This window comes from Vulcanisaeta sp. JCM 14467 (genome assembly GCF_001316245.1).
Taxonomy (GTDB): Archaea; Thermoproteota; Thermoprotei; order Thermoproteales; family Thermocladiaceae; genus Vulcanisaeta.
This window is the reverse complement of sequence record NZ_BBDM01000001.1, coordinates 26,095-40,319: the sequence shown is the minus strand read 5'-3', so window position 1 is coordinate 40,319 and position 14,225 is coordinate 26,095. Positions and strand designations below refer to the sequence as shown.

At 45.4% G+C, this 14,225-nt stretch carries 16 protein-coding genes and 1 pseudogene; 12 read left to right on the top strand and 5 right to left on the bottom strand.

What is annotated here, in order from left to right; genetic code table 11:
* Positions 1 to 8: 8 nt before the first annotated feature.
* From JCM14467_RS00230 to JCM14467_RS00195, 12 genes are all read left to right on the top strand, one after another.
* A complete protein-coding gene (locus JCM14467_RS00230) occupies positions 9 to 1,412 on the top strand; it encodes a hypothetical protein (protein WP_054848914.1) in 1,404 nt (467 codons plus the stop codon).
* 185 nt (positions 1,413 to 1,597) lie between these two features.
* Complete coding sequence (locus tag JCM14467_RS00225) at positions 1,598 to 2,113, top strand: hypothetical protein (RefSeq protein ID WP_252900211.1); 516 nt, start codon at positions 1,598 to 1,600, stop codon at positions 2,111 to 2,113.
* 146 nt (positions 2,114 to 2,259) lie between these two features.
* Positions 2,260 to 2,403, top strand: coding sequence for a hypothetical protein (locus tag JCM14467_RS14355; protein ID WP_252900210.1), 144 nt, complete (start codon positions 2,260 to 2,262; stop codon positions 2,401 to 2,403).
* A 72-nt stretch (positions 2,404 to 2,475) separates the two neighbouring features.
* On the top strand, positions 2,476 to 3,870 hold the full coding sequence (locus JCM14467_RS14350) for a hypothetical protein (protein ID WP_252900209.1): 1,395 nt from the start codon (positions 2,476 to 2,478) through the stop codon (positions 3,868 to 3,870).
* Between the two features lie 73 nt (positions 3,871 to 3,943).
* The gene (locus JCM14467_RS14345; protein WP_252900208.1) at positions 3,944 to 4,525 is read left to right on the top strand and encodes a hypothetical protein; all 582 of its coding nucleotides are present in this window, start codon (positions 3,944 to 3,946) and stop codon (positions 4,523 to 4,525) included.
* Positions 4,494 to 4,841 (top strand): hypothetical protein, encoded by a 348-nt coding sequence (locus JCM14467_RS14340; protein WP_252900207.1) that lies wholly within the window; start codon positions 4,494 to 4,496, stop codon positions 4,839 to 4,841. Before JCM14467_RS14345 ends, JCM14467_RS14340 begins: the two co-directional genes overlap by 32 nt.
* Positions 4,832 to 5,896: a hypothetical protein gene (locus JCM14467_RS14335; RefSeq protein WP_252900206.1), complete on the top strand. Its 1,065-nt coding sequence runs from the start codon at positions 4,832 to 4,834 to the stop codon at positions 5,894 to 5,896. The genes JCM14467_RS14340 and JCM14467_RS14335 overlap by 10 nt, the downstream gene beginning before the upstream one ends.
* A gap of 10 nt (positions 5,897 to 5,906) precedes the next feature.
* Entirely contained in the window at positions 5,907 to 6,560 is a 654-nt protein-coding gene (locus tag JCM14467_RS00215) for a hypothetical protein (protein ID WP_054848913.1), read from the top strand.
* A 101-nt stretch (positions 6,561 to 6,661) separates the two neighbouring features.
* Complete coding sequence (locus JCM14467_RS00210) at positions 6,662 to 7,483, top strand: DNA double-strand break repair nuclease NurA (RefSeq protein WP_252900205.1); 822 nt, start codon at positions 6,662 to 6,664, stop codon at positions 7,481 to 7,483.
* Between the two features lie 164 nt (positions 7,484 to 7,647).
* Positions 7,648 to 8,013, top strand: coding sequence for a hypothetical protein (locus tag JCM14467_RS00205; protein WP_054848704.1), 366 nt, complete (start codon positions 7,648 to 7,650; stop codon positions 8,011 to 8,013).
* A gap of 79 nt (positions 8,014 to 8,092) precedes the next feature.
* Positions 8,093 to 8,755: a hypothetical protein gene (locus JCM14467_RS00200; RefSeq protein ID WP_054848703.1), complete on the top strand. Its 663-nt coding sequence runs from the start codon at positions 8,093 to 8,095 to the stop codon at positions 8,753 to 8,755.
* A 52-nt stretch (positions 8,756 to 8,807) separates the two neighbouring features.
* Positions 8,808 to 9,071, top strand: coding sequence for a hypothetical protein (locus JCM14467_RS00195; protein WP_252900204.1), 264 nt, complete (start codon positions 8,808 to 8,810; stop codon positions 9,069 to 9,071).
* Here the strand turns inward: JCM14467_RS00195 and JCM14467_RS00190 are convergent.
* From JCM14467_RS00190 to JCM14467_RS00175, 5 genes and pseudogenes are all read right to left on the bottom strand, one after another.
* Positions 9,058 to 9,645, bottom strand: a complete 588-nt coding sequence (locus tag JCM14467_RS00190) for an endonuclease dU (protein WP_054848912.1) — start codon at positions 9,643 to 9,645, stop codon at positions 9,058 to 9,060. The two genes, JCM14467_RS00195 and JCM14467_RS00190, sit on opposite strands and share 14 nt — an antisense overlap.
* Positions 9,646 to 9,746: 101 nt before the next feature.
* Positions 9,747 to 10,451 (bottom strand): hypothetical protein, encoded by a 705-nt coding sequence (locus JCM14467_RS14330; RefSeq protein ID WP_252900203.1) that lies wholly within the window; start codon positions 10,449 to 10,451, stop codon positions 9,747 to 9,749.
* The gene (locus tag JCM14467_RS14325) at positions 10,433 to 11,095 is read right to left on the bottom strand and encodes a hypothetical protein (RefSeq protein ID WP_252900202.1); all 663 of its coding nucleotides are present in this window, start codon (positions 11,093 to 11,095) and stop codon (positions 10,433 to 10,435) included. Before JCM14467_RS14325 ends, JCM14467_RS14330 begins: the two co-directional genes overlap by 19 nt.
* A 272-nt stretch (positions 11,096 to 11,367) precedes the next feature.
* Entirely contained in the window at positions 11,368 to 13,179 is a 1,812-nt protein-coding gene (locus tag JCM14467_RS00180; protein ID WP_252900201.1) for a hypothetical protein, read from the bottom strand.
* Between the two features lie 133 nt (positions 13,180 to 13,312).
* Positions 13,313 to 14,180, bottom strand: a pseudogene (locus JCM14467_RS00175) (dihydrodipicolinate synthase family protein).
* Positions 14,181 to 14,225: the final 45 nt, after the last annotated feature.

The window sequence follows — 14,225 nt, the reverse complement described above, 5'->3', positions numbered from 1 at the left end:
AAATAGTGATGATGACTAATAAGTGGATAATACTTATACTATCTCTAACGATAATATTGATATTAATCTCATTATCTACCTACGCAGGTATTATTTATGGCCCAGCACCTACACCCGTAGTCTACACAACATATGTAATAACCATGAACCTAACAGACTCAAGACCCACGGTACAATTTCTAAGCGGTATAAGTAGTGAGTACCCACTAACTTATCATGAGGACTTATTAATCGAGAACGTAACACCTGTTTGGACCGCAACGGCAGGTAGAGAATTTACACTATATATAGCCAATGCCTCTGAAACCACGATACAACAGGAGGTTTTACTAAATGCCACGGCAAACGCTAATGCCACTGGTGGCGTTACGTGGATACTGAAGGTCCCGCCTTACCTCGTATCTCCGCAACCAGTGTATGCCAATTGGTACATAGTAATAACAGAGGACATAAACGGCATTAATTACGTAGTTTTTGCCTTCGAGACAGGTAATGAGAGCTTAACGCAATTACTAACGGAGTTGAGTTCCGTAGGTGGTTACTTAACGGCCCTTAATGGTGAACCATACTACCTATGGAATTATTACTACGGTTATAACCCAGCCACCAACAGTGTTAGTGAGTACTATGAGGTTGGTTTACCAGGCATTAGCGTATTTACCATGTGGGTTGGGCAGGGCACAAATGCAAGTTCATGGCCGAGCTCGGCATTCCCAGAGATTCTTCAGATACTCAAGTTTTCATTTAATGAGTACGTAAATTCGTCATTAATTAGTCAGTTATCATTTATCCCTAATGCCACAATAGGTGAGCTTACAAATTATGGATACACCATATACCAGAGGTCGAGGCTCGTACCCTTTGGGCCTGCGGTCTATATATCGCCGATATTATTACTACCAAATGGCACGTTAATAAACCCAACCTGCCTACCCAATACTTACTACTTACTCCAGGTTGATTATGTAACACAAAGTGGTTATGCAATTCCCGTTTATGAAACCAAGAACTACCCAACGGGGCTATACTTACTTAATGAGTCGCTATTCTTCGGTGGTTACCTGCAAACTTATGACTTCTTCAACGAGTCAGTAATACCAATAACTCCAGAGCAATACTTAATGCCTCTGTATCAAGCCCAGGTAAGTGAAATATCATGGTGCTCATTACAGATTTTCAACAGCGTTAACGCTGGTATAAACAATGTGACTGGTAATGAGATGGTTAAGGTTAATGTTGGTAATGCAACAATAGGTGATGAGAAAACCATTAACAATACCACAATGATTATTAACACCACAACCAGTGGTAAAACAAGTATGCAATATGTCTCAACATCAATCAATAAGACCACTGGACCTATGTTCATGATAAATAAAATCATCATGGAGTTAAGGTTAAGGCTAGGATAAATTTCCAGGCTAAATGCAAGTGATTTATGTCTCTACCTGGTCTTTGCACTTTAGGGTCTACGAATCGGCCGATTGATTTTAATGGTACGTACATAATTGTCTATGGTGCACGATCTTATAGCGACTCGCTTGGTAGCGCTATAGTTGATTTTTGCCTAGTATGGAATGGGTTGGTTTATAGGGGTTTGAATGGTTTCTCGGTTGGTTATGCACAGCTTTATAGTGTAATTGAATATTGGCCAGAGCCTGGTACGTACATTAAGTACCTAAAACTCTTCCAGGACGCCTACGCATCATACATGACTTATGAATATGAGACAAACAAGATAAGTGTCTCGCAATTGCCTGGAGACGTTAAGATGGTGAGTGTAGGTAATTATAACCCAGGTTACTGGACAATTAATTACTACGTACCGTACCCAATGCAGTGCATGACCGTGGAGAAGTATAGGACCACCCCAACCCTAGGCTATACAATCCAGGCACCCTCAATCTCCTCCACATATTACTGTTCACAATACACAATATCATTATCATTAAAGACACCTGGTATAATGACGCCATTGAAGTTTGTGGCGTACAACTTAACATGGGTCTTTAAGCCTATGAACAGGTATTTTGCATCCTCAAGAGTAATGTATGGCGCTGAGAATGAGGCTATATGTATGTGGGTTCTGCCGATAGTCCGGAGCCGTCTATGAACGTGATCCCGATTGGTGCCTTCGTCGTTGTTTATAAACCGTATGGTTGTACGTATTACCTGCTTGGCTTCATACCAATACCTGGCGTTTTAGTTGAGCATATTACCTATGACATTGATTAGTATGTTTTCGTTAACCCAAATGGGATGGTAAGTATTCAAAGCCACGGTATGTACATAGCGCCGCCGGGCATGGGCAGGAATTGGAGGGAGAGTCAAAGCCCATACATGGGACTCCAGGGATTCTACCACACAACACAATGCCAACCAACATGGCAACTATGGTGGTAGGTGTTGTTAATGCGGGATTGCTTATTTTATTTGTTTTCTTAATTAATGGCTCATATTATCAATCCATTGATAATGTACAGTAAGTTTGGATTCATTGATAGGCCACTTAACCTCAGCGGAGTTCCACCAATCGAGCGTAGGTACTCACCAGTGGGTTTTGAGAATGAGCTTGAGAGAGTTAAGTCCGCAATCAACGCCTTCCTCAGGGGTAGTGATAACATTGCCGTTGTCATTGTTGGGCAGTATGGTTGGGGTAAGAGCGAGCTCCTTGACGCAATTGAGGCCGCGGCGCAAAGCCTTGGGCTTAGGGTCCTTAGGCTCCCACTGACCTTTGGCCTCGATATTAACGTTGTCATTAATTCCCTGATTAAGGCTCGTAATAACCCTAGTGAACCATTGCTGTTGCTTCTTGATGAGGCTGATGAGGTTAGTAGGGCTGTTGAACTAACGAATGCTCTTAACCCGGGTGATGCTGGTAAGGTTAGGGACCTAGTCATTAGGCTGGGCTCATTGATCAGGGCCCTGATTGAGCCTAGGAATTACAGGGACGTACTTGGCATTGACCCGAAGAGGCTTGGCAGGATTATGATGGTCCTCGCATTCACGCCACAGCTTTACTATAATATCCTTAAGAACATGGTGCCTGACGTCTTTGATATAACGAGGGGTAGGGTTTACATGGAGGTTATGCTCGACGAGAGGATGCCCCTGTGGCTCTACGAGGCAATGCTAATGCAGCGCTTCAATGCCTACTCCACGGATGAGAGACTCGACCTGGTCAGGAAGGGCCTTATCAACAGTCTCCACCCACTTAGGCGTGAGTATTTGGCAACACTTTATGAGTTAGTAGCGAATACCGAGGGTGGCAAGGCATCGCCTAGGGCCCTGGTTAAGTTTACGTCCAAGCTCCTGGACATGGTTGTGGAGAGGGGTAAGGAGCTTAATTACGAGATCTTTGAGGAATTCCTAAGGAATGAGGTTGCCAATGGTGAGTTGAAGGCGTATCTAGACGTAATTAATGAGGGATCTGATGACGATAGAGGCTCTAGGGTGTTCAGGGCATTGCTATTATCCGGTATCCCCAGGAGCATTAATGACCTAAGCTCTGAGCTTGGGTTCGATGTTACCTCGTACATCAATGCCCTGGTTAAGGCGGGGCTTGTTGAGGAGGTTCAGGTCGCTAGGTTTAGGCTTGATAGGGATGGCTTAGTTAGGGTTAATAATGAGTTGATACGATTAGGCTTAGCACCAATTGAGGGTGATTTGAGGGATTTATCAATTAACTTTAGCTCCTACTACACGGCCTATGAGGGTGAACCGGTAATTTACGTGATTTTCCCAGGCAATACCAAGGTCTCATCTGCCGTGAGTATAATCAGGGCGTACCAGGTATCGCCTAGGCTACATAGGATTTTGGTGTTTGGTAGGGAGCCTGAGGAGATCATTAGGCTAAGGAGGAGTTGGTAAGGCCATTAGTATTGTTAATGCTTTCCGTGAGGATTTAGCGGCGGAAATAGTTAGGGCGGCATTCGGTTCGCAGGTGACGCTTAACCCATCATCAGGTGCCTGGCTTGGCATTATTGAGAGCCCCCTCGATATTAGGATTGGGATTGTTGTGAGTATTGATGGCGATCCTAACCAACTCGTTAAGTTACTAAGTAAGGTTATTAATGAAGGTGTGATAACGATTAATGGTCAGGAAAGGTTCATTGACTCGTTAGTGGTCATCATAATGTCGAGGTCGCTACTCACAGACGACATAATGAGGAGTGTCGTTGAACCGATTAGTAAGTTGTCCTGGAAGTTGGTGCTTGGCCCGGTGACGGACTTCACGTACTTCTCGGTATTTGGTTCTGATAGGATTGATGAGCTTAGGTCCATAGTGATTGGTTCAAGGCTTGAAAGGCTTGATAGGATTCCTAGGGAGTACTCGGTATTTCTCGGGAAACTTAATGATTATAGGGATGAGGTATTAGCATTCAGGGATAGGGTTAGGCAGAGGGTTCTTCAGTACACAATGGCGATTAGGCGCGGTGCTAAGGAGTCTAAGGATGCCGTTATTAGGCGTATAGTCGAGGCCTGGGTTAAGGGTGAGGGTCTCGAGGATCAGCGAGGTCTTTAGGGATGAGGGTGGTAAGGCCAGGATTAGCCCTGTCGAGTCTAGCTTCATAAACTACCTTAAGTCATTGGGTAAGCAGAGCTTTACAACTAAGGAGCTTGAGTACCTAATAAGGAGGCTATACCCAACACACCTATGGAGGGAGTTTAAGGAGGGCGACCTAGTAAAGTTACTTAGTCTCAGGGGGTTGTTACTACCCGTTAATAGTAACTTAACTGAGTACGCCCCATACATGCCGGAGCTTGTGCCTAAGGTGCTTTCAATACTTAGTGAGTACATGGGTAGCTTAGTGAGTCCCTACGTAAGCCATTGTCCATAAGTATTGATGAGTTGAAGGTGAGTATTGAGGTTCAACCTGGGATTAATATGCAGGGTAATGATTGCGAGAGAGCCTTCACGCTATTAAGGGCGGTGCCCGAGACATCGAGTGAATTCCTCAGGAAGTATTCGCTATTCATGCTATGTATTGATAAGCTGAACAGTGAAGTCGAGCAGAGACTTGAGGAGCTAAATAATGAATTAACTGCACTATCATCCTCGCTCAATAGCACTGTTAAGGACTTATTTAATAAGTTAAATAGCGCTAGGAAGGGCGTTGATGAGTACTTACCAGGGCTTGCCAATGAGATTGATTCAAGAATTAACGACTTAATTGAGAGGATTCGGTCCTACATGGCGAGACTCAACGGCCTTGAGTTGGAGAATATTAAGGAGAGTCTCCCAACAATCCTTGAGACTATTAATTCTGAGGTTAATAACATGGTTGAATTAATGAGCACATTAAGGAATATTGAGGATAGGATTAAGGAATACGTGGAATTAACGAGCGTCTTAAAGAATGCGTCAATCATAGTAGGTAAGAGCATTCCTGAAATGGGCATTGATGATTTTGTAAATGATTTATTCCCACTAATAAGGCATGGTTCGCCAAACCTATTGAACAATTACCTAAATGAGTTAGTGCGTATTATTGAGTTGAGGCGTAAGGAGCTCAGTAATACCCTGGGGAATGTTAATGCATTAATTGATAGGTACGCCAAGATAACGGCATGGCTCAGGAAGAGAATTAGTAATAAGTTAGTGAGTAAGTTATTGGGCGATAAGGTTCCCGAGATTCCAAGTCCATCACCAACATTTGATAATGCCAAGTACATAAGTGATGCCATTAAGAGTGTGGATGCTGTAATTGATGGGATAAGTAAGGAGCTCGAGATACCCAGGGATTTGCTCATCAAGATCTCATCGCTGGGTCCTAACGTTGGTATTGATGAGGTGGCCATAGCCAGGGAGCTCGGTATGGATACCTCCACGGTTAATAAGTACCTGGAGAGCATGTGGAGGGCGGGGCTAATTGATAGGAGGTATGTGACGTGAGGTGGCGATTATGAGGGTTGCAGTTCTCGGGTTGGAGAGGAATTGTGTGGCTAATGAGGTAATTAGTTGCGGTGATGTTAATGGCGCATCAATAATCATTGATCTAAATGGTAGTCTTAAATCACTAGATGTTAAGGCCCAGTTGATAGTGTCGTCAAAGCCCGAGCCCTTTGTACCCGTTAAGAGGTACGTAGTTGATGAGATTATGGTTGGTAACTCCACATTAAGGACCTTAATAGGGCTTGGGGAACTTGAGGGTGATGCGGTTATCAAGGGTGTTAAGGGTGAGGCGTTCGGTGTTTCGTTGGGTGGTAAGGTCATACTCTTTGCGAAGCCACTACTCATTTACTTAATCCATGATCCTGAGCCATTGATTAATGAGTTAAAGTTCCTGCTCAGCAATGCCCCACCTAGTGTTAGTATTGATGATGTTGTTAAGGAGTTGGCGTCCCTAATAATATCGGAGAGACGTAGTAAGAGGGTCTCACGTACACTGGCTTACCTGGAGGAGCTTGCTCAGGATGGTGATGCTGGTAAGTTGCCACCGTACATACTTGATTTATTGAGTAGTGTTGGTGCGGTTCAGGGTGATAGGGTTAATAAGGAATTGATTGAGAGAATAATGAGCGAGGTGAGGGCTAGGATATACCCGAGGAGGGGCTAGGATGTTCAATGACGTTGTAATAAACATGCTCGAGCTAATCGAGACCAGGATCGCCCAGATGAGAGATAGGGCTAAACCTGCTAAGTGATGCGGGTAATTTCATGAATTACGTAATTGAGGTTGCACCAAGTAGGGAGTTCACTAGATTTATTGCCGTTGACTCAGGGTTCACTGAATTATCATACCTTGGTTTTAGGATATCGATAATTAACATAGCCCTACTCATAAACGTTGATGGTAAGGGTCGTGTGGTGAATAGGTTCGACGCATTGCTGGGTATTTCGAATGAGGAGTTGGAAAGAGCTGCCCTAAACATGGAGGCCCAATATGCCCTGGAGTACTCAAGGTCATTCTCGGTAGATGTTGTGCTACTTGATGGTGCATTGATTGGGAGGAGTTATGTGGATAGATTCAGCATCCCGGTACTTGCTCATGTTAAGGATGTTAAGGGTAATAGGTATTCGCAGAGCATTACCGATATTGAGTTTAGGGACTATGTCAATAGGGCATTGCAGGTAATGGAGGAGCCATTAGCGATGCATATGGTGATGGAGACCTACAGGGCTAGGTATAAATCAACCAATGCCCTGATTACCAAGCCGTACATTGTCGGTAGGGTTGGTGATAGGGAGGTTTATGGATTCTACGTTCAATACCTACCAGCAACACTGCCAATATACACCGAGTACATGGGCGATCCAGGTATGATACAGCAAGTGATATCACGCATGGCGCCATTATCTACAATGCCGAGACTTGGTTATCCGGCCCCACTTTACATTGTTGATAGGGTTGCTAAGGTTAATGCTGATTTTAGGGGTATGGTTAGGTTGATAATGGAGAAGTTGGGTGGTGAGGTTTTGAGTGAGTTGAGGGGTATGTACCTGAGGATGGAGCTTAATGAGTACGTGAAGAGTAGGTAATGATTGAGCGATGGCTCGTGGATTTTCATCCCGGGTTCAATTCATCACATCATCAGCAGCGTCCTTGACTTAATCACCAGCTAAGTGTATCCCAAGTCAATTTTAATTCTTTGTTCCCATAATGACCATTAAGCAAATAAAGTGCTGGGGCTTTGTTCTATGGGATGATTATTTACATTGTGCGTGCAATGAACGAACTTAGGAGGTGCCTAGCCCTATATGACGAGTTTGAGTGCTCGGCATACCTCAACAGGACTTACGGCACCTGGATGGTTAGGCTGAGCAATGATGAGGCTAATGCAATACTTAATGAGGCATCGAGGGAATGTACGCAGGTTGAGAATAGCTTCCTCTACTGCATATTCTGCGTTGGTTCACAATGCAGTATGGAACCCTCCGAATCCGTGAGTAAGTACATCATTGATTGCCTCGATAAGTTAAACATTAGGCAGGGTGTAAAGGATGCGCTGAGGAGCATGCTTAATAAGGCCGTGGAGATTAATTCCGAGGTTGCGTGCACCGGTGAGTGATTATGCTTAGGCAGTTAATCTTTGGGGCATATTCGATAAGTTACCGCAAAGTACCTACAAGAGGTGGTTCGTCTATCAAATGAGGGTTTCCCAGGCGTTAATCATAATATCAATGGCATCCTTCATAATCGGCTCGTCAGTATTAATGCTAAGGTACGCGCACCTCCACGGCGACTTAATGCTCGGAGGCCTAGTGCTCTTCTACATCGGCATAATGTTTAGCCAACACCCAGGCTTTACAAGGGTCATGCCAAGCCCATTCGCATCAATACTGATCGGGCTGCTGTCAATTTCATGGTTCATAACCTACACATTAGGGTTATGGTTTAGCTGGATAATTGGCATTGTTCTGGCGATTTACTACGCATTACTAATAATCATCAGGGGCGGCCTTGGCAGGAAGCCCCTATACTGGCCCAACACATTCTTCCTAAGCGGATTACTGAGCCTTGCAATCGCTATATACCTGGGTGGCCCTAGGCTATTCGTCTTCCCCATAGCCTCGATAGTCAGCCTAATGAGGCGTGCCGAGAGTAGGCAGAGGCCCATTTACATAATCGACATTCCATACGCAGTACTGCTCCCCATAATGACCTACTTCCTAGGCAACCCAATAGACCTGGCAATTCTCTCACTGCTTACGCTTGCGGTTATCGGCATACCGAGGAGGTTCGGCCCAGCTTCAAGACCGTATATGCCAGGGCGTACCCAGTCGGTTCTTCGCTGGGTAGGGCCTCATTAATAATCACGGCAGTACTATCCTAATCGGCGTGCCATTAGGTGATGCCCTTCATATGCTGTTCATAGGCTTTATAGCCGTAATAATGTCATCACTATGCATACCAATGCTCAACCCAGGCATCCTCTGGTTCTCAATGAGGCACTACGGCATTGTAGGCTTTGAAATACCAGCCCTCCTATTCACATCAGCCATACTAAGGTCGATATATTACGTCATTGGTCCCCAATTAATCGCGGCATCGCTCATCCTAGTCTTCATAGCCTACATAGAGGTCGCGGCATCCTACCTAAGCGGTGAGAGGGTTAAGGTGCTTTAACATAGTTAAGCAATGCATTGGCTATTAACCTGGCAACCCTAATGGGCTCAGGTCTCTTACCCTCCCTAACGAACTTCCTAATTATCGTCCTGGCGGTCCTATAGTCAATACCAGTAATCCTAACGTAAATCCTCAAACCACCCGGTAACAACACTTCTTTAGGTTTACCCAACTTCTCGTAAAGCCTAATCCTCACCTCCGAATCACCCGGGAACAACTTCCTCAACGCATTCACAACATCACCCTCAGGCTCCTCAAAGGTCAAGCACATAATAGGTAAACCAAGCTCACTCGAGAGTCTCTCCAAGTCGATTATGTTGTACCAGGATATTATACACCCATCAATCATCAGTAACTGAATGTCATTCCTATTGAGCGACCTGTATAGATTGATTATGGCGTCCGTCGCATCCAAACCACCCACAGTAGTCCTACCCAACGCCACTCCATCAATGACCCCGTCACTTCTCATGACAACACCAACCAATATCGAGTGCTTAAGGTCCAGCCTAAAGCTCTCGGCAATTCCAAGCGCCCTCACGCCAGGCTTACTCACAAGCGAATCAAGGCTCATGCAGACCCAATACAGTATTATTAATGGCCCATTAATACTTAATGACCTAAATATATTTTGATATATTTTGAGGAATAGGGAGGTAAGAATGGGCTGATGCATCAGCCGAGTGGAATTAACTTACCGTACTTACATGAGATAACGCGTGGGTTCCCATAGTAATGAGTCGCATTTAGTATAAAGCCAAACGTGGGCAAGCCATAAACCGCGGACGCGTTGATTACGGAGATGTATAGGTTCGTACCAACACCAACATTGAAGAACTCAATCCACATACTCTGTGAATTAAACAGTGTTGGGGAACTTGCCATACCGGCAATACTAGGTATTACGTTGTTTATGCCTAACGGTGATGTGAATGGTTCGGGATTATATATCGTAACTAATCCAGGGGCTATCGCCGTATTAGTACCACCAAGCAATACTTGGTACTGTACTATTCCGCTTAATATGTCTACAGGACCATTACATTCATAAAGCTGCTCAGAACCCGTGCTTGCATACGCAAAGTTGGCGTAATAGGTAACTGAGGATACATTTAAGGTTGAGTAACCAATGTACTCCTTAATCCATGGCATAGCACTGTAATATAATAGGCTTATTGTGCCATTACCATAATCAAACATAACTCCATAACTATCGTACTCAGGCACATAAAGCACTTCAGAAACAATTGTTGAACCCAGGTACTCCGTGGCTCCAGTCCTTGGATCAATATACCACACACTGTACCGGACAAGCGCCCAGGTACCATTATCATAATAGTAATACAGGGAACCAGGCTCACTTACCTGGGAACCAAGCACATACCTGGAGTGGCGCTAAGCCAATCCTCCTGAGTGATGTATGACGTGCCCACATAGCCATAGCCGATAGCCGTGGCATTCCAATCAAGAGTGCCCGAGAAGGCAACGGCCAATGTAACCCCAAGCCCCTTATCATGGCTCAACACACCGCTACTCCATGTGACCCACGCTAGCGGTAGTGGGCCGTTTATGGCTAGGCATGTTAATTGCGGTATAAATTCATGGGTCTGATGCGCATAATGCACCAGCTGGCGACCACCTACAGAGCAATTATAGAGTACGTAACCATTGTAGGTGCTAAAGACTTGCTGATCTATCATATTTATATGGTTTACCGTAACAACCCTAAACGGCTTAGTTGAGTCCACGTTTATGTACACAGTAGCTAAAACATACATGGGCGTAACATTAGCCACTAGACCAGGCCTCTGCATGGTCAGGACCCAGCCAACATTGTATGGGATCACCATTGGTACTATCCAGGACTCATTATCATGAATGTACGTGATGAATATGAGCAGTGACGTATCATAACTACCCACGGGCATGCTAGTCCCAAGCCATTTATTCACTGCATAGCCCCACTTAGCATTGCTGAATGGTACGGTGACCGAACTGCCGTAGGCATAAACCAAAGGCATCACCGTGTGGCAGGTTCGCGTAAACGCTAATGAAGGCGTTTACGGGAGTCACTGAGGACCCATTAATGAGGTACGTCCTAATCACTATGCCAGGTTTCATACCCCTCATCGGTGGTGAGTTGTAGTACGTAATCATGCCCGTATCAACCCTAATCACCTGTACAGGGCTTGGTTGAAGGCTGTCACGCCCAGTGTGGAGAGTAGTGTTGAGGCTATGGCTATTACGAGGGTGGCCACTGTTATGAGCGCTAGCCTTTGCCTTGCAACCATCGGGTTTAGATTATTTTAACTGGTATATATGCTATGTCGCTGGAAATTGAAGATAGCTTTGCCCTACTTATTGCAGTAGATGTTTCCCAGGTAGGCTGGGTTGAATTTATGATTATACCCACGGGAAATGCCTCACTACTCACGGAGCCGTAGCTATACTTTATGGGCGTTCCGTAAAACGCCACGTAGTAAGCCGAGACAGGGTTAGCGATTAAGTTAATTACAGTATTAAAGTAGAAGAATGATGAGGAACCAGGTGGTGGAACCATGAGACCAGCTATACCAAGGACCACGGATGTGGCTAAGCCTGCCAGGAATTCGTTTCCACCAAATATTGCGGCTATACTTGAACCAACGGTTGGATAGGCAAGGATCAAGCCGGCCACGAATAAGCCTACCTCGGCAGCTATTCCATATGGGTTGGGGTTAAAGGTTGATGCAGCAACACTTAGTGAGAAGTAGCAGCCTGATGAAGTGCATGTTATACTGGGGCTTGATGTGCATAGGCCGCTGTAGTGGTAATTGCCGTTGCTATCCCTCGAAATGAAGACATAGTCATAAACATAACTTGGATTGATTAAGCCGAATTTGGGCGCTGTTTGGCTCATTATGAAGCTCATGATGCCATTGCCGAGGTCAATGCCCGGCCATAACCATAGCGCATTATTGTATATGGCGCCAGGTAATAGGTTAATCACTGCCGTGGCATTAGCGTATTCATCAAGTGGCCAGGTATAGCCATTCTCATCTACGTAGTAGGCTTCGAACTGTATTAGGGCTAGGGTACCGTTAATGCCTAGGTAAAGGAAGCCCGGCCCCCTATTGACGTAGTAATAAAGGTTCGGGTATGAATACGACAATGAGGGACTTGATGAGAACACGAAATATGCATAAACATTATCAACGTAACTATAACCATTATAACCTCCATAAATGGGCAAACTACTTGAGAACTGGAGCGTTGGACCAACAACCTCAAGCCCAGAGCCCGGTACATTGGCGACGCCATAGAGGCCTGAGCCCTTCTGGGCGTAACCACCTATGCTTAGGACTATCCCACCACCAATATTATTGCTCCATGCATCTTCACCCCAGGCAATCCATAATATTGGTATTGAGCCATTAAATCCAGCACATGCTCGCGGCTCCCAATAGACAATTCCTGTGCCGGCATTGGTTAATGGTGGGGCTGCATTCAAGACGTTAATGCTCCCGAGGCAGTTGTATGGTCCTACGAAGCCGTAGGGATCCATGGAGGAGTTTGCCGCTGATATTGATGTGTCGTTTGTAGCGTTATGACTGAAGACGATCTTGGCTGGTGTTACCTTGGAGAAGTCTATGGTTAGGCTTATGGTTATTGATGCGTTACTTGCAATCCAGGTTGGGTTATATGGGATCGCCACCACCACGGTCCTGGTTTCATTCGTGGACTTATCGAAGTATGTAATGAATGCGAGTATGGATGGCCACACGGTGTCTGGCAGGTTTCGGTTGAGAACCATTGTTCTTATGGTCTCCCTGGCTATGTTCATCATTGGTTTCGCCGTCAAACTTATGTTTACCGAGCCTAGTCCGTAGTAATAACCAACAGTGTATATATGTCCTTCACCGAGGGCGAATAGGCTGACGGTCATTGGGACTGGGTTATTGTTTAGGTAGCCGTGAATGATGAGGGTCGGCTTCCTTATGCCTGTTATGTTGTAGTAGTTGATTTGGTACGTGTTTGTATTGATTGTTAGGATTGGCTTGGGGTTTAATGGTTGGGCGAGTGTGTTAACCGAGATTAGCATGAGTACGGTAATGATGGAGATGCCCAAGGCGATCGCTACTATGCCCTGTCTATTAAAGCCCAGGGCCATCGATATGATTCTTTAGTAGGGACTTTTTTTTTACTTCGGCTATTCATAAAAATTGAGTCGAGTGAGATTGAATGGGATTTAAGCGACTACGTTAGACCCTGGGCTTTAAACCAAGCCTTATTAGTTCCTCCCTGAGTCTCTGCACTTCGGATTCGTTCAGGGGCCTTAGGTATGGTTCTTTGACGGTTCCGAAGTCGTAGCGGAGTAGGTGGATTAGCTTGTAGTATCCGTCAACGCCTGGGTACCCCTTGATCAACTCCCTAACCCTGGCTATCAAGTCCTGCTTTTCCATGGCTGACTGTATCCTGCCGGCCCTGAAGTCATTGAACATCTCCCTCATGACCTCCGGCAGTACATTGGCCATGGCCGATATGCAGCCCTTGGCACCGACCATTAGCTGGTAGGATTGTGGAGTCCGCGCCGTTGAGTACCGTTATGCCCAGCCTTACGTGGCCCATTATCTGGGTTATATCGCCAGTGCTGTCCTTAACGCCGGCTATCCTAATGCCGTCGTTTAGCAACCTCGCCACTAGGTCTGGCGTTACGTTGAAGCCCGTGTTCTGTGGTATGTTGTAAATGAATATGGGTAACTTCGTCAGTTGTGACAATTTCTCGTAGTACCTCCTTAACGTGTCGTAGTCGGGCTTGTAATAAATTGGTGGTATTGATGATATGGCAACCGCGCCATACCTCTCGGCAAGCCTAACAGTCTCAACAACCTCCTGCCAGTCAAATGAGAATACGTGGACCATCAACTGCTTATCCGTGTTCCTGGTAATGACCTCCAGGGCTTCCTTTCTCTCCTCAAGCGTTAGGTACGGGCCTTGACTAGTCGTGCCGAAGGGGTAAAAGCCATCGACGCCAGCCTTGGTGAGTGAGTCCACGTGCCTTGCCAGGGCTTCCTTATCCAACTTACCATTTCTGAAGGGAATTGCCAGTGCTACGAATATGCCCTCCATCGGTGTGTTAAGCCTGGGGCCCTTAATAAAGCTATTTTATTTTAC